Annotated in this window: 22 protein-coding genes and 1 pseudogene; 9 read left to right on the forward strand and 14 right to left on the reverse strand. The window is 48.3% G+C overall.

All coding sequences use genetic code 11. From position 1 onward, the window contains the following. The first annotated feature begins 27 nt into the window (after positions 1–27). The 4 genes from C2M17_RS00440 (at position 28) to C2M17_RS00455 (ending at position 3,693) form a co-directional block, all read left to right on the forward strand. The gene (locus C2M17_RS00440; protein ID WP_105198927.1) at positions 28–1,236 is read left to right on the forward strand and encodes a lipoprotein-releasing ABC transporter permease subunit; all 1,209 of its coding nucleotides are present in this window, start codon (positions 28–30) and stop codon (positions 1,234–1,236) included. Beyond that, complete coding sequence (gene lolD / locus C2M17_RS00445) at positions 1,229–1,930, forward strand: lipoprotein-releasing ABC transporter ATP-binding protein LolD (protein ID WP_105198928.1); 702 nt, start codon at positions 1,229–1,231, stop codon at positions 1,928–1,930. Before C2M17_RS00440 ends, lolD begins: the two co-directional genes overlap by 8 nt. Before the next feature lie 5 nt (positions 1,931–1,935). After that, positions 1,936–3,168: a lipoprotein-releasing ABC transporter permease subunit gene (locus C2M17_RS00450; RefSeq protein ID WP_105199094.1), complete on the forward strand. Its 1,233-nt coding sequence runs from the start codon at positions 1,936–1,938 to the stop codon at positions 3,166–3,168. A 99-nt stretch (positions 3,169–3,267) separates the two neighbouring features. Further along, positions 3,268–3,693, forward strand: a complete 426-nt coding sequence (locus C2M17_RS00455) for a DUF4826 family protein (protein WP_105198929.1) — start codon at positions 3,268–3,270, stop codon at positions 3,691–3,693. Here the strand turns inward: C2M17_RS00455 and C2M17_RS00460 are convergent. From C2M17_RS00460 to cspD, 9 genes are all read right to left on the reverse strand, one after another. Then, positions 3,680–4,138, reverse strand: coding sequence for a GNAT family N-acetyltransferase (locus C2M17_RS00460; RefSeq protein ID WP_105198930.1), 459 nt, complete (start codon positions 4,136–4,138; stop codon positions 3,680–3,682). The genes C2M17_RS00455 and C2M17_RS00460 overlap by 14 nt on opposite strands. 8 nt (positions 4,139–4,146) lie before the next feature. Continuing rightward, positions 4,147–5,289, reverse strand: a complete 1,143-nt coding sequence (locus C2M17_RS00465; protein WP_105198931.1) for a cupin domain-containing protein — start codon at positions 5,287–5,289, stop codon at positions 4,147–4,149. Between the two features lie 112 nt (positions 5,290–5,401). After that, the gene (gene purB / locus C2M17_RS00470; protein ID WP_105198932.1) at positions 5,402–6,769 is read right to left on the reverse strand and encodes an adenylosuccinate lyase; all 1,368 of its coding nucleotides are present in this window, start codon (positions 6,767–6,769) and stop codon (positions 5,402–5,404) included. 70 nt (positions 6,770–6,839) lie between these two features. Next, positions 6,840–7,442: a high frequency lysogenization protein HflD gene (gene hflD, locus C2M17_RS00475; RefSeq protein WP_105198933.1), complete on the reverse strand. Its 603-nt coding sequence runs from the start codon at positions 7,440–7,442 to the stop codon at positions 6,840–6,842. Position 7,443: 1 nt separating this feature from the next. Further along, positions 7,444–8,544 (reverse strand): tRNA 2-thiouridine(34) synthase MnmA, encoded by a 1,101-nt coding sequence (gene mnmA, locus C2M17_RS00480; RefSeq protein WP_105198934.1) that lies wholly within the window; start codon positions 8,542–8,544, stop codon positions 7,444–7,446. Positions 8,545–8,630: 86 nt separating this feature from the next. After that, entirely contained in the window at positions 8,631–9,074 is a 444-nt protein-coding gene (locus tag C2M17_RS00485) for an NUDIX hydrolase (protein WP_105198935.1), read from the reverse strand. Further along, on the reverse strand, positions 9,067–9,720 hold the full coding sequence (locus tag C2M17_RS00490; protein WP_105198936.1) for an rRNA large subunit pseudouridine synthase E: 654 nt from the start codon (positions 9,718–9,720) through the stop codon (positions 9,067–9,069). Before C2M17_RS00490 ends, C2M17_RS00485 begins: the two co-directional genes overlap by 8 nt. Positions 9,721–9,776: 56 nt before the next feature. Continuing rightward, a complete protein-coding gene (locus C2M17_RS00495; protein WP_105198937.1) occupies positions 9,777–11,999 on the reverse strand; it encodes an NADP-dependent isocitrate dehydrogenase in 2,223 nt (740 codons plus the stop codon). Between the two features lie 304 nt (positions 12,000–12,303). Then, positions 12,304–12,525, reverse strand: coding sequence for a cold shock domain-containing protein CspD (cspD, locus tag C2M17_RS00500; protein ID WP_105198938.1), 222 nt, complete (start codon positions 12,523–12,525; stop codon positions 12,304–12,306). Between the two features lie 200 nt (positions 12,526–12,725). Between cspD and clpS the strand changes: the two genes are divergently transcribed. Further along, positions 12,726–13,043 (forward strand): ATP-dependent Clp protease adapter ClpS, encoded by a 318-nt coding sequence (clpS, locus tag C2M17_RS00505; protein ID WP_105189777.1) that lies wholly within the window; start codon positions 12,726–12,728, stop codon positions 13,041–13,043. Positions 13,044–13,070: 27 nt separating this feature from the next. Next, a complete protein-coding gene (gene clpA / locus C2M17_RS00510) occupies positions 13,071–15,344 on the forward strand; it encodes an ATP-dependent Clp protease ATP-binding subunit ClpA (protein WP_105198939.1) in 2,274 nt (757 codons plus the stop codon). Between the two features lie 82 nt (positions 15,345–15,426). On the opposite strand, the gene infA is transcribed toward clpA, so the two are convergent. The 4 genes from infA to trxB all read right to left on the reverse strand — a co-directional run bounded on the left by infA (position 15,427) and on the right by trxB (position 18,152). Continuing rightward, entirely contained in the window at positions 15,427–15,645 is a 219-nt protein-coding gene (infA, locus tag C2M17_RS00515; RefSeq protein ID WP_023401681.1) for a translation initiation factor IF-1, read from the reverse strand. A 91-nt stretch (positions 15,646–15,736) separates the two neighbouring features. Further along, positions 15,737–16,447, reverse strand: coding sequence for an arginyltransferase (locus C2M17_RS00520; protein ID WP_105198940.1), 711 nt, complete (start codon positions 16,445–16,447; stop codon positions 15,737–15,739). Beyond that, on the reverse strand, positions 16,425–17,156 hold the full coding sequence (gene aat, locus C2M17_RS00525; RefSeq protein ID WP_105198941.1) for a leucyl/phenylalanyl-tRNA--protein transferase: 732 nt from the start codon (positions 17,154–17,156) through the stop codon (positions 16,425–16,427). The genes C2M17_RS00520 and aat overlap by 23 nt, the downstream gene beginning before the upstream one ends. Before the next feature lie 42 nt (positions 17,157–17,198). Then, a complete protein-coding gene (gene trxB / locus C2M17_RS00530) occupies positions 17,199–18,152 on the reverse strand; it encodes a thioredoxin-disulfide reductase (protein ID WP_105199095.1) in 954 nt (317 codons plus the stop codon). Positions 18,153–18,409: 257 nt separating this feature from the next. On the opposite strand from trxB, the gene pssA reads away from it, so the two are divergent. Further along, positions 18,410–19,735: a CDP-diacylglycerol--serine O-phosphatidyltransferase gene (gene pssA, locus C2M17_RS00535; RefSeq protein ID WP_105199096.1), complete on the forward strand. Its 1,326-nt coding sequence runs from the start codon at positions 18,410–18,412 to the stop codon at positions 19,733–19,735. Between the two features lie 71 nt (positions 19,736–19,806). Here the strand turns inward: pssA and ald are convergent, their stop codons facing one another. Next, complete coding sequence (ald, locus tag C2M17_RS00540) at positions 19,807–20,928, reverse strand: alanine dehydrogenase (RefSeq protein ID WP_105198942.1); 1,122 nt, start codon at positions 20,926–20,928, stop codon at positions 19,807–19,809. Between the two features lie 142 nt (positions 20,929–21,070). Between ald and lrp the strand changes: the two are divergent. Together lrp and C2M17_RS00550 are read left to right on the forward strand one after the other, a co-directional pair. Then, a pseudogene (lrp, locus tag C2M17_RS00545) lies at positions 21,071–21,551 on the forward strand (leucine-responsive transcriptional regulator Lrp). Positions 21,552–21,677: 126 nt separating this feature from the next. After that, positions 21,678–24,296, forward strand: a complete 2,619-nt coding sequence (locus C2M17_RS00550; RefSeq protein WP_105198943.1) for a DNA translocase FtsK — start codon at positions 21,678–21,680, stop codon at positions 24,294–24,296. Positions 24,297–24,299: the final 3 nt, after the last annotated feature.

Raw genomic sequence — 24,299 nt, forward strand, 5'->3', positions numbered from 1 at the left:
CAATTTCGTTTTATTGTTAAGCTGTTGATGTATAAGCCTGTCAGTTTATTTATTGGTCTACGCTACTCGCGCTTATCTAAAGGCAGTGCGTTTGTCTCCTTTGTCTCGTTTTTTTCCATTGCCGGTATTGCCCTGGGCATCACCGCCTTGTTTACCGTGATGTCGGTAATGGATGGCTTTGAAAACAACCTAAAACGCACCATGTTGTCGATGATCCCTCATTTGCAATTTACTATGGCCGAGCGAGAGCCCGAGGCGCAGCAGGAGTTGATCGCTGATTTAAAAGCGCAGCCCCAAGTCAGCTCGATCAAGCGTTATCATCAGGCTCAGGCCATAGTGCAAAGCGCCGCCGATATTCAGGGCGTACTCTTGCAAGCGCCTTATCAAAGCTTACCGGATAATGTGGTTGAGAATATCGAAGTGGGTAGCTTGAAGAGCCTCTATAACGAGCGCTATCAGATTGCCATCAGTCGTTATTTGGCCCGTACTTTGGATGTGGGCGTCGGCGATACGCTGCGCGTGACGATTCCCAGTGTGACTACCTATACCCCTATGGGGCGTATACCGGCGCAGCGATTATTTACCGTAGCTGTGATCTACCGCACCGGCTCAGAGTTGGATATGCATACCCTGTTTACCTCAGGAGAGTCACTGCAGCGTTTATTGCGTATAAAAAATGCCGATGATGCGCCCATTGAAGTAAGCCTGAGCGATGCGTTTAACAGCGAATTGGTGCTGTCACGCTTAAATGAGCAACAGCGTCAGGGCGTCACAGACTGGCGGCAGAGTCAGGGCAGTTTATTTGCTGCGGTGGCGATGGAAAAACGCATTATGAGCCTGCTTTTGGGGCTGATATTTATGGTCGCCGTGTTCAACATTTTATCCTCTTTAACCATGATGGTGAGGGAGAAACAAGGCGAGGTGGCAATTTTGCAGACCCTAGGGTTAGATCACAGCCAAATTGCCAGAATTTTTATGATACAGGGTTTATATAACGGTGTGGTCGGCAGCGTGATAGGCGCGGTTTTAGCTGTGCTGGTGGTTTTTAACCTCAATGCCATTTTAGCGGCGATCGGTTTGCATTTATTTGGTCAACAAGAGCTACCGGTAGTGGTGTCCTATGGCAATCTAATGCTAATTGTACTTGGGGCCGTGGTGATGAGTTTTGTCGCCACCTTGTATCCAGCGAAAAAGGCCGCCGAGGTGCGTCCAGCAGAGGTGTTAAGGTATGAGTAGTAAGGTAATTAGTTGTCAGGGATTGACCAAGGTTTACAGCGATGCGGCGGAGCAAATTGAGGTGCTTAAGGGCATAGATTTAACCGTTGAGCGCGGCGAAAGCGTTGCTATAGTCGGCTCTTCCGGCTCGGGTAAAAGTACCTTATTGCATATTCTTGGCACCTTGGATAAACCCACGCAGGGTAGCTTGGAAATTTGCAATACCGAGGTGGCCAAGCTGACGCGTAAGCAACAGGCACAGTTTCGAAATAAGCATTTGGGCTTTATCTATCAGTTTCACCATCTGTTGATGGAGTTTACGGCACTTGAGAACGTGGCCATGCCCTTGCTGATAGCGGGAATGGATGCCAAAGAGGCCGAACAAAAAGCGAAAGTCATGCTGGATAAGGTGGGGCTGACCCATCGCGCCCAGCATAAACCGGCAAAACTGTCCGGTGGCGAGCGCCAGCGTGTGGCTATTGCCCGTGCCGTGGTGAGTGGACCGGATCTGGTGCTGGCCGATGAGCCGACGGGTAACCTGGATAAACACAATGCCCAGCGTATCTTCGCCTTGTTGATGGAACTGCAGCAGGATTTGGGCACTAGCTTTGTGGTGGTGACCCATGATCTTGATTTGGCCAGTCGCCTTACCCGTACCGTGGTCTTGGATGAGGGCGTATTGAATCCGCAAAGGTCTGAGGCTCATGCACTATGAAGGCCATGTCCTTAAGTTTGCTACTGGCGCAGCGTTTTCGTAAATCTCAGCGTAATAGCGGTTTTATGGGCTTTATGGCCCGCAGCTCAAGCCTGGGTATTATTCTTGGTGTCGCCGTACTTATTTTGGCGCTGTCCGTGGTGAACGGTTTTCAGCAGCAATTGGTCGAGCGCTTGTTAGCCCTGGTGCCCCATGTTGAGTATGTGGCCGCGGACAGGCCTATTGAGCAGTGGCCGCAAAAGCAGCAACGCCTGGAGCGACAAGACAATGTAGTTGCGGCGGCGCCTTTTATTGCCGTCAATGCCATGGCGCAATATCGAGGTAAGCTCGAGGCGGCTCAGGTTAGGGGAGTAGTGCCCGAACTTGAAACCAGGGTATCCATAGTCGATGACTTTATAAGTGGTAAAAAACTGACGGAGTTAGATGCCAATGAGGTGATTATCGGCGCCCAACTGGCCAAGGCGCTGGGGCTTGAGCGCGGCGATAGCCTGACGCTCTTGATGACGGATATTAATAACCCCAGCGACGCCCTAAGCGCACCGATACGCTTAAATGTGCAGGTGGCAGGGTTAATTGAAAGCCATGGACCGCTGGATAAACTGCAAGTTTATTTGCCTTTGACCGCTTTGCAGCAGGCTTTTGCTTTTACAGAGGATCAGGTCACCGGATTGCGCATTACCCTGGGTGATGTATTTAGTGCCCAGAGCGAGTCTATGCGTATTGGTCGCTCCCTCGATGACTATGTTTATGTGAACAGCTGGGTTCGCACTCAGGGCGGCCTGTATCAGGATATTCAAATGGTGCGCACCATAGTTTATTTAAGCGTCTTTTTGATCATAGCCGTGGCCAGCTTTAATATTATTTCTTCGCTGTTTATGGAAGTAAAAGAGAAGCAAAGTGCCATTGCCATCTTACGCACCATGGGCGCCAGTGATGTGATCATTATGCTCGCCTTTATGCTTCAGGGGGTAGTTTCCGCCGTGATAGCGACCTTGATTGGCGCCTTGGTTGGTGTTTTGTTGGCACTCAACATCACGGATATTTTTGTGCTGTGGAGCGATTTTATCGGTGAAAATAAGCTGGCCGGCGTCTATTTTATCGACTTTTTGCCAGCGCAAATTCATTGGCAGGATATCGCTCTGGTGGCGGCCATTACCTTAGTGATCACAGTGTTAGCCTCTATTTATCCCGCCTGGCAGGCGGCAAAGATTGACCCCGCCAAGGTATTGGGCAACTAACCCTCACAAAACTAAACTCCTGCTTTGTATCCTTTAGGGCTTGCAAGGCAGGGCGCTTCTTCGTAAAGTGACCCTAGCAACAACAATAGAAGTAGTATTATGTCGCAACAACAAGAACAATTAGCACAACAAGAACAACTAATTCGCGCTTTCCAACGTCAAGGTTTTGAAGCTGCGCAAAAGCATTTAGCCGAAAAAGGCATCATGCCAAAAACTTTGGTAGAAAAAGACAGTCGCTTCTTAGCGCCACTTTGTGCGGTGTGGAAGTTTAAGGCGCAAGATGGCAAAAGCTATTGGGTGATCACAGGTCAGTTACCAGTCGATCATATTGAAGTGTCAGCCGCTGGCTCGGCTCGCGAGGCAATTCGTCATTTCTCACTGCAATGGCAGCTTAAAGCGGATCAATTGCTTAATAGCCCACGTTTAGATAAAACTCAGCACGACTTTGCTCAACTGCTGATAAACCGTGCACATGGCCTTTATGAGCTATACGAAAAACAAGAACTATGGGCTAATGAACCATAGTAAAAGGACTACTGTCACAGCGTGACACCGGGCATTCCAGGCGCTGTCTTGGAATGCCAGCCTCCATAAACACACAGCCACAAGGCGAAAAGCCTTTCTGCTTAAAGCGTTCTACCTCATCGAGCACACAATTAATACATATGGACTTAAAGCCGCAATTGCTGGCGTTGATCAGTACGTATTTGAGGATTTCTGTATAGATGCTGGGGTTACGATGGTCTGGAAGGACGGCAATACGGCCTAAAAGGCCGTCTTGACATAGGCGTGCAGTAGCAACAGGAGTCCCGTTTTCATCATAGGCGACAAAATGCAGGGCATTATTGTCGCGCTCGTCAAATTCAACACTTTTGGGAATGTTTAATTCGAAAACAAAGACTCGCTCACGTATTTGGCGTATCGGGCTATCTTGAGACCCCCAGTCGACTTGGTGGATCCGATAAGGCATAACCCCTCCTAATCTGCAAACCAATAACCTTCTTTGATCAGTGTAGCTAATGTCTGCCTGAAAAGTAAACAGCTTGTATTCATTGCCAGCACATGGGTAGCTATGCTTTGCTCATCACATAATAGTTTTACGGTTTCCAAGTGATTGATTGGCAGGCAAAAGCTGTGGCCTTCAACGGCAAGGATAACGGCATCTTGCTGTTCTACGTACAGAGATCTCAGACCTCCGGCCTTGTGTAAAAGGGGATAATCACTAAGGAAATCCATTACCTGGTGTTCTTCTAGCGGCTCATCTAAGGGCAATAAGTCCTTATCATGTTTAGGCTCACTGAGACTTTCGCTGATAAAGCGCAAGAAGGTGCTGTCGTCGTCAATCGCGGCAATCATTAATTTACGCAAGCGAGCGATTTCATCACCGGTTAGTTCACCGCGACTGGGGCGCTCCGTTAGTTGTTCATCACCATAACGTGCTTGCCCTAGGTCATGGTCAATGAGGTGATCGGCGAATGCAGAGAGCAGATCCGTTTGATTCGGCGCTCTAAAACCAATTGAATAGTTTAGCGATGGTTCAATGGCATACCCTTCGTGCGGCGCATTAGGCGGAATATAGAGAATATCACCGGGCTCTAGCTCGACATCGATAACCGCAGTAAAAGGGCCAACCTGGAGCAGGCCTTTATTGGCGCTAAATTGTTGTACGCTTTTATCAACCTGACCAACTCGCCAATTGCGTTTACCCGAACCTTGAATAATGAACACATCATACCGATCTATGTGCGGGCCCACACCGCCGCCCGGGGTGGAATAGCTCACCATCAAGTCATCAATGCGCCAATTGGGAATAAACCGAAATGGCTCAACCAGCTCGGCAGCATCAGGGTGCCAATGGTCGACCGCCTGTACCAACAGGGTAGAGCGTTCTTCGCCTAGGGTGCTGAAGTCTTCAAAAGGGCCATTGGCACATTGCCAACCGTCGCTATTAGTGACGATACGCGACTCTATAACTTCTTCCATTGCCAGACCGGCGAGTTCTTCTGCATCGATCGGGTCAACAAAATTTTTAAAGCCGCCCTTAATGAGTAGGGGTTGTTTCTGCCAGTATTGCGCTAAAAATTGCGCCTTGCTGAGCTCGTTTATTGTTAGGCTGTACATGGTTACTCCTATAATACCAATTCACTTACTTAACAGAATTGGTATAAAAAAAGCGAAAGAGCTGCGCTTTTGGCCGCATCTTTCGCTTTATAGCATATTCTAGTGCTGAAAATTAAAGGTTATCAATGAACTCAACGGCGCGGCCAATGTAGTTGGCTGGGCTTAGCTCTTTTAATTGCGCTTTAACTTCTGCTGGTAGTTCAAGGGTGTCGATAAACTCGGCCATAGCCACCTGATCAACACGCTTACCGCGAGTCAGCTCTTTTAGCTTTTCATACGGCTTTTCGATACCGTACTTACGCATTACCGTTTGAATTGGCTCTGCAAGTAGCTCCCAGTTCTGATCAAGTTCGGCAAGTAAACGGTCGGCATTTACTTCAAGCTTGCTGATCCCTTTTAGGGTCGCTTGATAAGCGATAAGGGTATAACCCATGCCAACACCCAGGTTACGTAGAACCGTTGAGTCGGTTAGGTCGCGCTGCCAGCGTGAAATTGGTAGCTTTTGCGCCAGGTGAGCGAAAATCGCATTGGCCAGACCCAGGTTACCTTCTGAGTTTTCGAAGTCGATCGGGTTAACCTTGTGCGGCATAGTTGATGAACCGATTTCGCCGGCAATGGTCTTTTGCTTAAAGTGGTTAAGAGCAATGTAACCCCAAACGTCACGATCGAAGTCGATAAGAATGGTGTTGAAACGCGCTACCGCATCGAACAACTCGGCGATGTAGTCGTGTGGTTCGATTTGCGTGGTGAACGGGTTAAAAGTAAGACCTAGGCTGGTAACAAACTTTTCTGCATGTGTGTGCCAGTCGTAGTCAGGGTAGGCGCTTAGGTGAGCGTTATAGTTACCAACGGCACCGTTGATTTTACCTAGCATGCTTACTTGAGCAACCTGATCGCGCTGGCGCTTAAGACGCATGTACACGTTGGCAAACTCTTTACCCATGGTTGAAGGTGAAGCAGGCTGACCGTGAGTACGTGTCATCATGGCGATTGACTTGTATTCAACGGCTTTTTCTTTAACTGCGTCAAGTAGCTGATCCATGTAAGGAAGCAATACGGTATCGCGCGCTTCGCTTAGCATTAGGCCGTGTGACAGGTTATTGATATCTTCAGAAGTACAGGCGAAGTGGATAAACTCGTTAACGGCATTAAGCTCGGCGTTATCGGCCACTTTTTCTTTTAGAAGGTATTCAACCGCTTTTACGTCGTGGTTGGTGGTGCGTTCAATTTCTTTAACGCGGGCCGCATCGGCTTCGCTAAAGTTTGCAACTATGCTATCAAGCAGGGCATTGGCTTCTGCGCTTAACGCTGGAACTTCTGCAATTTCCTTGGCCTCGGCGAGGGCTTGTAACCAACGTACTTCTACCTGTACGCGGTATTTGATCAGACCAAATTCACTAAAAATGCTACGTAGTTCAGTTGTCTTACTACCGTAGCGCCCATCTACCGGAGAGATCGCGGTTAACGCTGAAAGCTCCATATTAACTCCTAAGTTACGTTGAACGATTATCTTTTATTTGCTTGCAAGCCAATAACTCACAAGCCGGGGTTTAAATGTGTTCTTTAGCTAAGGCCAATATTTTGCGTTTGGCAAATATAAAGTGGCGGCGTTTACCACCGACCTGACGCCATAGCACCGCCGCGCGTATGCCTGCCAAGAGCAGGGCGCGAATACGGTTTTGAATGCTGCTTTGTTTTAATAGTGCCGGTTGACCGAATACCTGAATGCGCTGTCCAAGCGGGCTGATGATGCGGGCATAGGTATCGGCAAAGGCGGCAATAATAGACTCATCAAGCAGGTCTAAGTGGTTTAATTTATTTTTTACCAGGTCTATATCGCGGCCAAGCTCGGCCAGGGCTTGCGGCTTGCTGCTCAGGATGCGTTCAAGTTGAATTAAGCCACCGACGTATTTGACCAGCTCGACGTTTTTATCACTGCCCGGGCTTAACTGAGAAACCAGGGCGCGATAGCCGGAATGAAGATTACGACTGCTACCGTAAATTTGCTCGGCATTATCCGCATCTGTGGCCAGCAGTGAATTGAGCAGCGGCTCAATTTCATGCTGTTGTGACTGGCCGTATTTGGCCAGCTTTTGCACCTGCAGGGCTACTTGGCACATGGCCGCCAGGGCCATCACTTGATTGGCGTTCATACTAGCGGATCACCGAGTCGATTATACCGCCACCAAGGCAGACATCGCCGTCGTAAAATACCGCTGATTGACCCGGAGTTACCGCCTTTTGCGGCTCATCGAAGAGCACGCGAGCAACGCCGTCTTGGCCAACTAATAAAGTACAAGGGATGTCGTGCTGACGATAACGGGTTTTCACCGTAACGCGTGCCGTGCCTTTAGGACCAACGCGGTCAACCCAATGCAGCTGATCTGCATTAAGGCCATTGCTATACAGGCGAGGGTGGTCTTTACCCTGACCTACAACCAGCACATTGCGCTCTATGTCTTTGTCGACCACATACCAAGGCTCGCCAGAGCCTTCTTTTAGACCGCCGATATGCAGGCCCTTACGCTGACCTAGGGTGTGATACATCAAACCTTCGTGTTCACCCACCTCGTTACCATCCGTGTCTTCGATTACACCGGGTTGGGCTGGAAGGTAGCGTTGTAAAAAGTCTTTAAACTTACGCTCGCCGATAAAACAGATACCGGTACTGTCTTTTTTATCGTGGGTCACTAAGCCTTGTTGCTCGGCGATTTCACGTACCTGCGGCTTAGGTAATTCGCCTACGGGGAACAGGGTTTGGGCGATATGCTCATGGCTTAGGGTGTACAGGAAGTAACTTTGATCCTTGTTGTCGTCCTCACCGCGGAGCATGGCAAACTTACCATCGCGCTCTTCACGGCGCACATAGTGGCCGGTGGCGATATAGTCGGCGCCCAGGGCTTCGGCGGCAAACTCTAAAAAGGCTTTAAATTTGATTTCCTTGTTACACATAATATCCGGGTTGGGGGTGCGTCCCGCCTTGTATTCGGCAAGGAAGTACTCGAACACGTTATCCCAGTATTCGGCGGCAAAGTTAACCGTGTGTAATTCGATTCCTAACTTTTCACAGACCATTTGTGCGTCTTTCAGATCTTCTGCAGCGGCACAATATTCATCGTTGTCGTCTTCTTCCCAGTTTTTCATAAACAGGCCTTCGACTTGATAGCCTTGCTCTTTTAACAGGTAAGCGGATACGGATGAGTCAACACCACCGGACATGCCGACGATTACTTTAATTTGGCTGTTATCGCTCATAGGAACTGAATTTTCACATCACTTGGCTTTAAAGGCGCGAATTATATCACGCTTACCCAAGGGCTTGAAGTGGCAAGGTGGGCTTGTTAACCCACTTGATAGCTTAAATGGCTCAGGGGGATCAAGGGCCGCAATTGGGAATCATCAATGCATTGGCGGACTAACTCGGAGCGAAGCGCCAGAGATTGGATTTCTTCATGTGTTAACCAGTGACAAGCCATGATATCCGCGTCCTGCGGCTTGGGTTCAAGACACTGTTCCAGCTCGCCATAAAAGCAAAAGCGTAGATAATGGACACCATTTTTTGCCTGCAAACTGTAAATACCCACCAGACCTAAGGGCGCAGCTGTGATCCCGGTTTCCTCATAAAGCTCGCGGGTACAGGCTTGAAGAAGAGATTCATTTTCTTCCAAATGCCCGGCCGGTTGATTAAACACCACTTCGCCGCTTAGTTTGTCACGTTCTTGCACCATCAAATAACGCTCGCCACTTTTTAACACCATGGCAACGGTTACATTAGGTCTATACATGCTTTTTCTCCAAACGGTACTGGCCGCTTTGTAAATCGCCCAAGCGATAGCTACCTATGGCGGCGCGAATGAGCCGCAGGGTCGGGTAGCCGACATGGGCGGTCATTCGTCGCACCTGGCGGTTGCGACCTTCTCGGATCTGAATTTCAAGCCAGGTGGTGGGGATATTCTTACGCTCGCGTATTGGCGGCGTGCGCGGCCAAAGTCCTTGTGGCTCGTCGATGATCTTGACTTTGGCGGGCAGGGTCATGCCATCATTGAGTTCAACGCCTTGTTGTAAAGCGTGCAAGGCTGCATCGGTGAGAGCACCTTCTACCTGAACCCAATACGTTTTATAGGTATTTTTCTTGGGGTTGGCGAGCTGGTGCTGCAACTTGCCGCAGTTGGTCAAAAGCAACAGGCCTTCGGAGTCGCGGTCGAGACGACCCGCGGCATAAACCTGCTTGATGTCTATGTAATCGGCCAAGGTACGACGGTTGGCATCATCGGTAAACTGGCACAGCACATCATAGGGTTTATTGAATAAAACCACCTTAACTTGCTGTGGCGCCAGGCTGGGCTTGGCGGGTTTACGCTTAAATCGGGTTTTATCCGCTGGTTTACCTGAAAAGGGGCGTGAGCGTGTGTTATTGGGCTTTTTTGTCATGGAGTAAAAATAAAAAAGGCACCCGATTGGATGCCTTGATATTGCATTCGATACGATTAAGCTAGTTTAGCAAGAATCGCATTGAAAGTATTGCTTGGACGCATAGCTTTGAACGCAAGCTCTTCATTTGGCTGGTAGTAACCGCCGATATCCATGCTTGGACCTTGTGCGTCGTTTAGTTCCTTGATGATGGTTTGCTCATTCTCGCGAAGTAGTGCTGCTACCTCAGTGAAACGTGCTTTAAGATCCGCATCAGCGTCTTGTGCAGCAAGTGCTTCAGCCCAGAACAAGGTCAGGAAGAAGTGGCTGCCACGGTTATCAATTTCACCCACTTTACGTGAAGGTGACTTGTTCTCGTCAAGGAACTTAGCCGTTGCTTGATCCAATGTATCAGCAAGTACCTGCGCTTTGGCGTTGTTAGTACGGGCACTTAGGTGCTCGTAAGATGCGGCAAGGGCAAGGAACTCACCTAGAGAATCCCAACGTAAGTGGTTTTCTTTTTGGAACTGCTGTACGTGCTTAGGAGCACTACCGCCAGCGCCGGTTTCGAATAGGCCACCACCGTTCATAAGAGGAACGATAGACAGCATTTTCGCACTGGTGCCCAGCTCAAGAATTGGGAACAAGTCAGTTAGGTAGTCACGTAGTACGTTACCTGTTACTGAAATAGTGTCCTGACCTTCTTTGATACGCTCAAGTGAGAACTTGGTTGCAGCAATTGGATCTAGGATAAGGATTTCCAGGCCACTGGTGTCGTGCTCTGGCAAGTAGGCGTTAACCTTTTTGATAAGCTCCGCATCGTGTGCGCGGGCTTCATTTAGCCAGAATACTGCAGGAGTGTTAGTGGCACGGGCACGATTTACGGCCAGTTTAACCCAGTCTTGGATAGGTGCATCTTTCACCTGACACATACGCCAGATATCACCGGCTTCAACATCATGCTCGATAAGCACAGTGTCATTTGCATCAACAACGCGTACTTTACCCGCGCTCTTGATTTCAAACGTCTTGTCGTGTGAACCGTATTCTTCGGCTTTTTGTGCCATCAGACCTACGTTTGGTACGCTGCCCATGGTGCTTGGGTTGAATGCGCCGTGCTCTTTACAGAACTCAACAGTCGCATCGTATACGCCAGAGTAGCTACGATCTGGAATTACGAAAGCAGTGTCTTGTAGCTGACCGTCGGCGTTCCACATTTGACCAGAAGAACGAATGGCCGCAGGCATTGACGCATCGATGATCACATCGCTTGGTACGTGCAAGTTAGTGATGCCGCGATCTGAGTCTACCATGGCAACCGCTGGGCGCTGCTCGTATACCGCCATGATGTCGGCTTCGATTTCTTTGCGCTTGGCTTCGTCTAGGCCTTCAATACGAGCGTATACATCACCAAGACCGTTATTTACGTCTACACCTAGCTCTTCAAATAGGGCGCCGTGCTTAGCGAATACGTCTTTGTAGAATACTTTTACTGCGTGACCGAAGATGATTGGGTCTGACACCTTCATCATGGTTGCTTTCATATGCAATGAGAACAACACGCCTTGTGCTTTAGCTGCATCGATTTGCTCGGCAATAAAGGCCTGTAGCTTAGATACGCTCATGCAAGAACCGTCGATGATCTCGCCGTCTAGTAGTTTTACTTCTGGCTTCAATACCGTGATGTCACCGTTATCAGCCACATGCTCGATGCGTACGCTGGTCGCTTTTTCTACGGTTACAGACTTTTCTGAGCCGAAGAAGTCGCCGTCTGTCATTGATACAACACTAGATTGCGAGTCCTTGCTCCACTCACCCATTGAATGAGGGTTTTTACGGGCATAGGCTTTTACCGACGCTGGCGCGCGACGGTCTGAGTTACCTTCACGTAATACAGGGTTTACGGCGCTGCCTTTAACCTTGTCGTAACGGGCTTTGATATCTTCTTCTTGCTCGTTTTTAGGCTCATCAGGGTAGTTAGGAAGGGCATAACCCTGGGCCTGCAATTCTTTAATCGCCGCTTTAAGCTGCGGTACTGATGCACTGATATTAGGAAGCTTGATGATGTTTGCTTCTGGTGTTTTAGCCAATTCACCTAGCTCGGCAAGGGCATCACCGATACGCTGGTCTTCGTTTAAAAACTCAGGGAATAGGGCAATAATACGGCCGGCAAGAGAGATATCGCGAGTTTCTACATCGATACCAGCAACTTTTGAAACTGCTTCGATTACAGGAAGCAAAGAATAGGTAGCCAGAGCTGGCGCCTCATCAGTCTTGGTGTAAATGATTTTCGAGGTCATTTTGTGTCCTAATTTATCGTTGTGTATTATCGGCCTAGGCAAAAAAATCCACCTAGATAGACCGACATCTGCTGTCACTGCGGTGCAGTTTAACAAGCAAAAGAGAAAAGCTCCATTCACCTTTAGGTTAGGGCGGATATTAAAAATTCAAGTATTGTTTACAGAATAAGGGAAAACTTTACGTAGCGACGAGTAAAATAGGGGGGTACAGAGGGGATCAAAGCGAGCTAGTTACAGCATAAGCTCGCTCTTAGACGTGACCGAACAGCATAGCTGTTAGTGCAAGACGCTTAGCATTTACCGATCAAATGACCTCGGAGCCATCAGTGGGTAGAATGTTTGTGGCGTGTAGACCCTTGGGGCCTTGTTGCAATTCGAAGGTTACGTCTTGGCCAGCTTTTAGTGTTTTGTATCCATCCATATTAATGGTTGAGTAGTGTGCAAAGATGTCTTCCTCACTGCCTACTTCCTGGATAAAACCGAACCCTTTGGCATTGTTGAACCATTTGACTTTTCCACAAGCCATACTTCTACATCCTTCTATAAGTTGACTAATTTAGTTAATCTAAACCTGATAGTTTGATAGACTGGCTAATAGATAGACAGTCCAAACTTGACTGTAGTTTATTTGCCCATTCAGTCAAGTATTTTGTGCATTTTTTTAACAGTTTATTTATTTTTGATTTCGTGTTTGCTTGAGATCTACAGAGAAGACTATATTTATTTATGAGTGGAATGAAAGATTCTGGTGTTGTAGAGCGTAGTCGTGACGAGCAGAAGCAAAAGTTGCAGCCGCCACGTAAATACAAGGTGATACTCAATAACGATGACTACACACCAATGGATTTTGTTATCGAAGTTTTAATGACTTTTTTCAATATGGATAGCGAAAGAGCAACAGACGTTATGCTCAAAGTTCACCATGAGGGTAAAGCGGTATGCGGTATCTATCCTGCAGATATTGCCCACACCAAAACCGAGCAGGTTAATCGCTATGCCAGAGAGCATGAGCATCCACTGCTTTGTAGTTGTGAGCAGGAATAACGAGTTTTTCAGTTTTGGGGGTTGCCAATGCTAAATAAAGATCTAGAAATTACTTTAAATGATGCGTTTAAAGAAGCCCGCACCCGTCGTCATGAATTTATGACGGTCGAGCATTTATTGCTGGCGCTATTGGATAACCCATCGGCCAACGAGGCCTTAATTGCCTGCGGTTTGGATTTGGCCCTGTTACGCAGTGAATTATCTGAGTTTATTGATGAAACCACACCGGTGATCTCAGATCTTGAACAAGAGCGTGAGACCCAGCCCACCTTAGGTTTTCAACGTGTACTGCAGCGCGCGGTATTTCATGTGCAGTCGTCCGGTAAAAGTGAAGTCACTGGCGTTAACGTGCTTGTCGCTATTTTCTCGGAGCAGGAAAGCCAGGCCGTTTATTTGCTTAAAAAGCATGATGTTAATCGCCTTGATATCGTTAACTTCATCTCTCATGGTATTTCCCGTGCCGATGATGAAAGCGAACATATTGACGATCACGAAGAAATTTCCGAAGAATTGGTGGGCGAGGCCAGCGAAGAGCAAAATATTCTCGATAAATACACCACTAACCTTAATGTGGAAGCACAAAAAGGCTCGGTCGACCCTCTGATTGGTCGTGACCAAGAAGTGGAGCGCACGGTGCAGGTATTGTGTCGCCGTAAAAAGAATAACCCACTATTGGTGGGTGAAGCCGGGGTGGGTAAAACCGCTATCGCCGAGGGCCTGGCCTATCGTATCGTCAATAACGAGGTACCTGAAGTGATCGCCGATGGCGTGGTGTACTCGCTGGATATGGGTGCCTTGCTTGCCGGTACTAAATACCGCGGCGACTTTGAGAAACGCTTAAAAAGCCTTCTTAAACAGCTGCAGCAACAACCCGGTGCCATTCTCTTTATCGATGAGATTCATACCATAATCGGTGCCGGAGCGGCATCGGGTGGGGTTATGGATGCATCGAATCTGATCAAACCGCTGTTATCGAGCGGCCAGATACGCTGCATGGGTTCAACCACCTATAACGAATTTAAGAATATTTTCGAAAAAGACCGTGCCTTAGTACGTCGATTCCAAAAAATCGACATCAATGAACCAAGTATCGATGACACCACGAAAATTCTTAATGGCTTAAAAGAGCGTTACGAAGAGCACCATGGTATTCGTTATACGCAAAAAGCACTGCGTGCGGCGGCCGAGCTGAGCGCCAAATACATCAATGAACGTCATTTGCCGGATAAGGCCATAGACGTTATCGATGAAGCAGGTGCCAATCAGCGTTTGCAGCCTGTGTCTAAGCGCAAGAAAACCATTAATGTGGCGGATATTGAGCAGATCATTGCCAAGATTGCCCGTATTCCACAGCAAAGCGTGTCTTCGTCCGATAAGGAAGTATTGAAGAACCTGGACCGCAACCTCAAGATGCTGGTCTTTGGTCAGGATCAGTCCATTGACGCCTTATCGTCGGCCATACGCCTATCCCGCTCTGGATTGGCTAATGAAGACAAACCCGTGGGTTCTTTCCTATTTGCCGGTCCGACTGGTGTGGGTAAAACCGAGGTTACCAAGCAGCTGGCCAAATGCATGGGCATTGAGTTTTTACGCTTCGATATGTCCGAATACATGGAACGCCATGCGATCAGCCGTTTGATTGGTGCGCCTCCTGGTTATGTGGGTTACGAGCAGGGCGGTTTGCTGACAGATGCGGTAATAAAACACCCTCACGCCGTAGTGCTACTCGATGAAATCGAAAAGGCACACAGCGACATCTATAACATACTGTTGCAGGTAATGGATCATGGTACATTGACGGATAACAATGGTCGCAAGGCCGACTTCCGTAATGTGGTGCTGGTGTTGACCACCAATGCCGGGGTACAGGAGACGGTGAAAAACAGCATAGGTTTTGCCGATCAGGACAGCTCTTTTGATGCAATGAGCGAGATAAACAAGGTGTTTTCACCTGAGTTTAGAAACCGTCTCGACAACATCATCTGGTTTAATCACCTCGATAGCGAGATCATCCTGCTTGTGGTGGATAAGTTCCTGGTGGAGCTGCAAGCCCAGCTTGATAAGAAATCCGTTAATCTGGAGCTTAGCGATGCTGCTCGTCGTTGGCTGGCCCAGAAGGGCTACGACAAGGCTATGGGTGCACGTCCCATGGCTCGGGTAATACAGGAGCAATTGAAAAAGCCATTGGCCAATGAAATCCTGTTCGGCAGCCTGACTGACGGCGGCGACGTTCAGGTTGATGTGGACACGGATAACGACTGCTTGTCCTTTACCTATGCGTCGCAATTGAGTCCAGCCTAATGACAGATTGGGCAAACGGCAGATAACAAAAAGCCCAGCACTTGCTGGGCTTTTTGCTAAATCGGCTTAGCGTGCAGGCGTATTAACGTGCACGGAAAACGATACGGCCTTTTGATAGATCGTAAGGCGTAAGTTCCACTGTTACTTTGTCGCCAGTTAAAATACGAATGTAGTTTTTACGCATTTTACCGGAAATGTGAGCCACAACTACGTGACCATTCTCAAGCTCTACACGGAACATTGTATTAGGCAAGGTTTCTAGTACCGTACCTTGCATTTCAATTACGTCTTCTTTCGCCATATCTAGCGTAACACCTCTGTGATAGTTAAACGCATGGGATTGTGCCGAAAAGCAACGGATAAGTAAAGCCAAGGCACTGAATTTGTCGATTTTACAGGCAAATTACGTCTTCCCAATGATTATTGCGCAGTTGTTGTGCGGGCAAGTACTGTAGCTTGTAACGCATCTTACGACACTCGTCTATTTGATAACCAAGATACAGGTAACGCTTACCCCAATCTGCCGCCAATTGGATCTGCTTAATGATCATTAAACTGCCCAGACTCAACTGCTCATAATCGGGGTCGAAAAAGGTATAAATGGCGGAAAGGGAATGGGCCATCACATCGGTGACCGCCACGGCGATCAGCCTGTCCCTATCCCACAGCTCAATAAAGTCAATATCCATCCAGTGACAAAATAAAAAACTGTCAAATTGTGAGCGCTGTGGTGGGAACATGGTGCCATCGTTATGGCGGGCATTAATATAACGCTCGTACAAGGGATAATATTCGGCTTTTTCGCGCTTACTGATACGCACCTGAAATTCTTTTGCCTTGGTTATCAGACGTTTTTGCGAGCGGCTGGGGGTATAATGAGGCGCTAATACCCGCACCGCCTGACAGGCATTGCAGGTTGGACAATGGGGCCGGTAAATCTGCTCGCCACTGCGTCTAAATCCTTGTTTTAACAAGGCCTCGAATCCATTTGGACTGTAACAAACCGGGTCTAGAATAACCAGTAATTGCTCTTCCTGAGCGGCCAAGTAACTGCAGGGGAAACGCTGACTTAGGCCGATTTTAATCGGAAGGTGTTGCGTCATAAGGAGTCTCTAACTGCCGAGCTTGCCAAAATGACAAGTCTATCGACTGATGGTTACTTTCCTTTAGTTTAGTCAAGAATTGCTGGCGTGACAGGGCCTTTGCCCCTAATTGCTCTAGGTAGGGATTCATCAACTGACAGTCAATAAAGGTGCCATTATTGGCTTTGAGTAATTCAACCAGCGCCCACATGGCCAATTTAGAGCATTCGGGAACATGAAAAAACATCGATTCACCACAAAACACCCGAGACTGCATAATACCGTATAAGCCGCCGACAAGTGTGTCGTCTTGCCATACTTCCACACTGTGCGCTAAGCCGTTTTCATGGGCATGGATATAGGCTTGCTCCATGGCATCTGTGATCCAGGTGCCTTCAACGTCCTGACGTTGCATCTTGCAGGCATGTATCACATCGGCAAAACAAGTATTGATGGTGACGCGGGTATTAAGACGGCGTGCTGCCTTCTTCAGGCTGCGGCTGATATGAAACTCATCGAGTTCGATAATGGCTCGCTCACTCGGAGACCACCACATTAATGGCTCGCCTTCGCTATACCAGGGAAAAATGCCTTGCTGATAGGCTTGCTGCAAGCGCGGCAGCGATAGACACCCGCCTATGGCAAGTAGGCCATCGGGTTGGGTCAGAGCTGTGTTGGGGTCGGGGAAACCTTCTCCAACGCTGCCAAGGTAATGCAAATACTGAGTCATAAAAGTTGGGGCCTAGGGTCTTAACCCTAAGCCCCAATTATATTACTTAAGGTTATCTAAGTAACGTTCGGCATCCAGCGCCGCCATACAACCTGTACCGGCCGAGGTAATGGCCTGACGGTAGATATGATCAGACACGTCGCCGGCAGCAAATACGCCTTCAATGCTGGTTTGCGTAGCATTACCGTTAAGACCAGACTCAACAACCAGGTAACCGTCTTTCATTTCCAGTTGGCCTTGGAACATATCGGTATTTGGCTTGTGGCCGATAGCAATAAATACACCAGCTAAATCAAGTTCTTCGGTAGCGTCAGAGTGGCTGTCTTTCATACGCAGACCAGTTACACCCATTTCGTCACCCAGAACTTCGTCAAGGGTGCGGTTCCAGTGAATGGTCACGTTGCCGTTTTCTGCTTTTTCTAACAGACGGTCGGCAAGGATTTTCTCACTGCGGAAGCTGTCACGACGGTGGATTACATGTACTTCAGAAGCGATGTTAGAAAGATAAAGGGCTTCTTCAACGGCGGTATTACCACCACCAACAACAGCCACTTTTTGATTCTTATAGAAGAAACCATCACAGGTTGCACAGGCAGACACACCACGACCCTGGAATGCAGTTTCTGACTCAAGACCCAGGTACTTAGCTGAAGCACCGGTGGCGATGATCAGGGCATCGGCGGTATAAGTGCCGCTGTCACCTTTTAGCTCAAACGGGCGTACATTGAGGTTTACTTCGTTGATATGGTCAAAGACGATTTCAGTTTCAAAGCGCTCGGCGTGCTCTTTCATACGCTCCATCAGTGCAGGGCCGGTCAAACCGTGGGCATCGCCAGGCCAGTTTTCAACTTCGGTAGTGGTGGTCAACTGACCGCCTTGTTGAATACCGGTAACCAATACCGGGTTTAGGTTAGCACGGGCAGCATAAACGGCGGCTGTGTAACCAGCAGGGCCAGAGCCAAGGATAAGTAGTTTGCAGTGTTTGGCGCTCATAATACGTCTCAAATGAATTTATAGAATTAGGTTATGCGGGTGATTCTAAGAAAAACAATCCATATGTAAACAAAATTACGAATTTTCCATTTGCATAAATACCTAGGCTGTCAAAATAACTGTACTGTGTGATTAAACAGCAAATAGCGATAGCCTAAGCGTTATTTCATGACCTTAGATATTTTTTTTGCTATGTTCTAGGCAAATAAAAACTCGCAGACAGCGCCAAGCTGATGACGAAGCAGAAAAATAAGGGCCTTATGTATTTTTGGCAACATCAAGCAGGCTATGGCCTCGAACAACAAGATATAGACATACTACTTGATGCAAAAAGCTATCGAACCAAGCTACTTGAGCTGATCGCCAGTGCGAAACAGCGCATCTATATCACCGCCTTGTATTTACAGGACGATGAAGCGGGGCGGGAAATTCTCGAAGCTCTTCACAAAGCCTCGCAAAACAACCCTGAATTAGATGTAAAGGTATTGGTCGATTACCATCGAGCCCAACGCGGCTTGATTGGCGCAGCGGCCAGTGAAGGCAATGCAGCCCTGTATCTGAGCGCCCTTGAACAACATCAATCCAATGTGCAGGTTTACGGTGTGCCGGTGAAAGCCAAAGAGCTTTTTGGCGTGTTGCACCTAAAAGGTTTTGTTATCGACGATACCTTACTTTATAGCGGCGCCAGCCTAAATAATGTGTACCTGCAGTATTTTGATAAGTATCGCCTCGACCGTTATTTTTTGATACGCCAAGCGCAGCTATGTGACGCCTTTGTGGAATTTACCGACCAGGTGTTATTGGCAAGTGATGCGGTGCCGCGATTGGACACTAGGCCCATCCCCAAGTTTATCGATATTAAGGGCGAACACCGCAAGTTGGTTAAGGCACTAAAAAAAGCCAGTTATGCCTTGGCCAAAAATGAAGGCGAGAGCGATTTAACGGTACGCCCCTTTATCGGTTTAGGACGCAGAAATAACAAGCTTAATCGCCTGATCAAGCAGCTGTTCGATATCACCGAACAGGAACTGGTGCTTTATACCCCTTATTTTAATTTCCCCACGCCCTTGTTGCGCGCATTGCGTCGATTATTACGCCAGGGTAAGCAAGTCACCATAGTGGTGGGGGATAAAACCGCCAATGATTTCTATATTCCACCGGAGGAAAAATTCTCCAAGGTGGGGGCGCTGCCGTATCTATATGAAACAATCTTGGCTAAGTTTTTGAAAACCCAGCAGCGTTATGTGGATGCCGGTAACCTCAATGTGTATTTATGGCAGCATGAGAAGAACTCGTTCCATCTTAAAGGCATTTGTTCTGATAACCGTTACCACCTGCTAAGTGGCCATAACCTCAATCCCAGAGCCTGGGGTCTGGATATAGAAAACGGTATTTTTATCGATGATCACAAAGGTCAGCTTGTGGACGCGGTCGCGCGGGAAAAAGCGGCCATTATGGCCCATTGTACAAGACTGCAAAGTTACACCGAACTAGAGCAGCTGAGCGATTATCCAGAGCCGGTACAAAAGATATTGGGGCAGGCCAAGCGCGTAAAGGTCGACTTTATTATCAAGCGCTTTATCTAGCCTTTTTAAAAAATATTAAGCAAATAAAAAACCCGCCGATTGGCGGGTTTTTCGTAAACACTAACTCTAAATTATAGTGTTTCAACGGCGCTGCGCGGGTCAACATATTCCATGTTGAACGCTTCAGCTACTTCTTTATAAGTTACCTTACCCTTGATCACGTTAAGACCTTTTAGGAAGTGCTCGTCTTCAAGTAGCGCTTGCTTGTAGCCCTTGTTCGCTAGCTTGATGATGTAAGGCAGAGTTGCATTGTTTAGGGCGAACGTAGAAGTACGAGGAACCGCACCAGGCATGTTAGCAACACAGTAGTGAACAACGTCATCAACGATGAAGGTAGGTTCATCGTGCGTAGTTGCCTTAGAAGTCGCGATACAACCACCTTGGTCGATTGCTACGTCAACGATTGCAGCACCAGGCTTCATCGCTTTGATGTGCTCGGCAGTTACTAGCTTAGGTGCAGCTGCACCTGGGATAAGTACGCCACCGATAACAAGGTCAGCTTCAACAACGTGCTTCTCAAGGGCATCAGCAGTTGAGTAAACAACTTTAGCCAGTGAGCCAAATTGTGCGTTAAGGCTACGTAGTACGTCGATGTTACGGTCAAGGATGGTTACGTCAGCACCTAGGCCTACAGCCATTTGCGCCGCGTTACGACCAACCATACCGCCACCGATAACAACAACCTTCGCAGGCTCAACACCTGGAACGCCGCCTAGCAGCATGCCAAGACCTTGCTTAGATTTCTCAAGCGCCTGAGCACCGGCTTGGATTGACATACGACCAGCAACTTCTGACATAGGAGCAAGAAGAGGTAGACCGCCTTTAGCATCGGTTACTGTTTCGTAAGCGATACAGATAGCGCCACTTTTCACTAGGTCTTCGGTTTGTGGAAGATCTGGTGCTAGGTGCAAGTAAGTGAATAGAATTTGATCTTCACGCAGCATCGCACGCTCAACGGCTTGCGGCTCTTTTACTTTGATGATCATTTCAGCCTGAGCAAAAATCTCAGCTGCAGTTGGCAAGATTTTAGCGCCAACTTCAATATAGTCTTCGTCGGTAAAGCCAATACCTAAGCCCGCGTTGGTTTCAACGATCACTTCGTGACCGTGAGCGATCAGCTCGCGCGCGCTTGCTGGGATCATGCCCACACGGTACTCGTGGTTTTTAATCTCTTTTGGTACACCGATAATCATAAGTAACTATACCTTTTTTGAACGGAAAAATTTTTCACTATTGTACATATGGCCAAATAGTGTGTCTCACTATTTTGCAATCTCAAGCCAGTGTATTAAACTTTATTAATTCTAAATTCAGTGCAATTAACTATTATCAAACATGCATCAACAACTCGATAGAATCGACCGTAAAATTTTAGTCGAATTACAGCGTGATGGCCGTATTTCTAACGTTGAACTGGCCAAGCGCATTGGCCTGAGCGCCACCCCTTGTCTGGAGCGGGTTAAAAAGCTCGAACGTGAGGGGTATATCCGTGGCTATAAAGCTGTGGTTGACCCGGCGAAATTAGGGCAGGGCCTCTTGGTGGTATGTAGAGGTCACCATTACCAAGACCTCGCCGGATGTATTCGACGAATTTAACCAGGCGGTAAAAAAGCACGATGAAATTGTTGAGTGTCATCTGGTGTCGGGGAATTTTGATTTTCTGTTAAAGACGCGGGTAACGGATATGTCGGAATACCGTCAAGTACTTGGCGACATACTGTTAAAGTTGCCAAACATCAGCGAAAGCCGTACCTATGTAGTAATGGAAGAAGTCAAAGGCGAAGAGGCCTTGATCATTCGTCCCCAGGTACCCTAATAGAGGCGTAAAGCCTGGGTTGCAATTACAATTACTGATTATAAACCCAGTGCATCTTGTGCTTAGAATTGGTAAGGTAGGCGTATTGCGCCGAAATATCTAGATAAATAATAAGGATAAAGGAATATGCGCCTAAATGGTGTACAAAGACTACTTGAGACGGGCTTAATCATAAGCACCGCCTTTGCCATTTTCATATTATGCGCACTTATCAGTTTCGATCCTGCCGACCCATCCTGGTCGCAAACCGGCGAATTTGTCGATGTTAAAAATATCACAGGTACAGCAGGGGCCTGGTTAGCCGATATTCTTCTCTTTAGTTTTGGCTGGTTGGCGTTTTTAGTGCCCGCTGGCGTGCAGCTGTTTGGCTACTTTGCTTTTAAGCGTCCCCATCAGGTACTTCGCCTGGACTACATCACTCTGGCCTTGCGCCTTATCGGCCTGGTTTTGTTTGTACTAAGCGCCACGGCAATCAGTTCGGTTAATTTTGACGATATTTTTTATTTTTCTTCCGGTGGGGTAGTAGGGGATGTGATCGCCGGCGCCATGATGCCCGCCTTTAATTTTACCGGGACCTCCATTCTTTTATTATGTTTCTTTTTTGCCGGCTTAACGCTGTTAACCGGTATTTCCTGGGTGCAGTTTGTCGATACCTTAGGTGCCTGGGTTATGAAAGCCGGGCTTTGGCTGTGGAATTGGTTCCAGCGCAAACGCGGTCAGTGGCGTGATGAATATGAGCAAGCCGAGTTGCAACCGGCCCTTGAAGGCAGTGCCGCCGAGGTTAAAATGCTTCAGGACGCGCCTGCGGACAAGGAAATAAGCACGCAGACACAAGACAGTGCAGCGGCTAAACAAAAAACAGCCTCATTAATGGAAAAAGCCGCGGCCATGTTTGCTCCCGAGCCTAAATCACAAGCAAAGGAAGAGCCGGCTTTTGATGGTGAGTTTAACATCGAACCTGACTCTTTAGCGCCAAATCACACTGCTGCACCACGTAAGCAACAGCATGCGGCATTGGATCAACTTGACGATATCTTCGCCGATGAAATGGCCTTTAGTGCCACCGATGGTGAAGGCTTTGATACTGTCGACGCGCTTAACGAATTAGACCGTGAGCAACCCTTAGCTAAATCTGAGCCTCAGGCAATGCCAAAGCCAGCTGTTAATGGCCAAGCGGCGCACACGCCCTTAAATAACCAGCCGCTGTCTGCGAAAGAAAAGTTTGACCAATTGATGGCCGAGCAGCCCCCGATGGCGCCTTTACCTTCGTTGGACCTGCTAGATCGCCCGGATAAACAAAAGAACCCGATTTCTGAAGAAGAACTTGAAGCTGTGTCGCGTTTGGTTGAGGCCAAATTACAAGACTTTGGCGTGCAGGCCGCGGTGGTTGGTGTGTACCCGGGTCCCGTGGTAACCCGCTTTGAGTTGGACCTGGCTCCCGGTGTTAAGGTAGCGAAGATTTCCGGTCTAGCCAAAGATTTGGCGCGTTCACTCTCCGCCGTCAGCGTGCGTGTGGTTGAAGTGATACCGGGTAAAACCTATGTTGGTCTGGAGTTGCCAAATAAACACCGTGAAGTGGTGCGCCTGTCGGAAGTGATTAACGCCCCCAAGTTTGAACAGAATAAATCGCCATTAACCATGGTGCTGGGTAAGGACATCGCCGGTCAGCCTGTAGTGGCCGACTTGGCAAAAATGCCGCACTTGCTAGTAGCCGGTACCACGGGTTCCGGTAAGTCAGTGGGCGTTAATGTGATGATCTTAAGCTTGCTATACAAGTCACCGCCGGAAGATGTGCGTTTGATCATGATCGACCCGAAAATGCTTGAGCTTTCGGTGTACGAAGGGATCCCCCACCTTTTATGTGAAGTAGTCACAGATATGAAGGAGGCGGCCAACGCCCTGCGTTGGTGTGTGGGTGAGATGGAACGTCGCTACAAACTAATGTCGGCGCTTGGGGTGCGTAACCTTAAGGGTTATAACCAAAAGGTAATGGATGCCAAAGCTGCGGGGCAACCGATTCTCGACCCCTTGTTTAAGGATACGGATGGGATGGCCGATGGCCCGCAAGAGCTGGATAAGTTGCCAAGTATCGTGGTGGTGATCGATGAATTTGCCGACATGATGATGATAGTGGGCAAGAAGGTGGAAGAGCTGATCGCCCGTATCGCGCAAAAGGCCCGTGCCGCAGGTATCCATCTGGTGCTGGCTACACAGCGACCGTCAGTGGATGTGATCACAGGTCTGATTAAGGCCAATATCCCGACCCGTATGGCGTTCCAGGTGTCGTCAAAAATCGACTCGCGCACTATTTTAGATCAGCAGGGCGCCGAGAACCTCTTGGGCATGGGTGATATGTTGTATTTACCACCGGGTACCAGCGTGCCGATACGTGTGCATGGTGCCTTCGTTGATGACCATGAGGTGCATGCGGTGGTGAGCGATTGGAAGGCCCGCGGTAAGCCAAATTATGTGGATGAAATCCTCAATGGCGATGCTGTGGAAGACGTATTACTACCGGGCGAGGTGCCTGAGGGTGAAGACGGTGAGGCCGACCCGCTCTATGATGAAGCCGTGGCTTTTGTGATTGAAAGTGGTCGCGTATCGGTTTCCAGTGTGCAGCGTAAACTACGCGTTGGTTACAACCGCGCCGCTCGCCTGGTCGAGCAAATGGAAATTTCAGGGCTGGTTAGCCCGCCGGGGCATAATGGCACCCGTGAAGTATTGGTGAAAAACAACGCCAATTAATTG

Origin of the sequence: Pseudoalteromonas sp. T1lg10, assembly GCF_002964545.1 — a bacterium.
Lineage (GTDB): Bacteria > Pseudomonadota > Gammaproteobacteria > Enterobacterales > Alteromonadaceae > Pseudoalteromonas.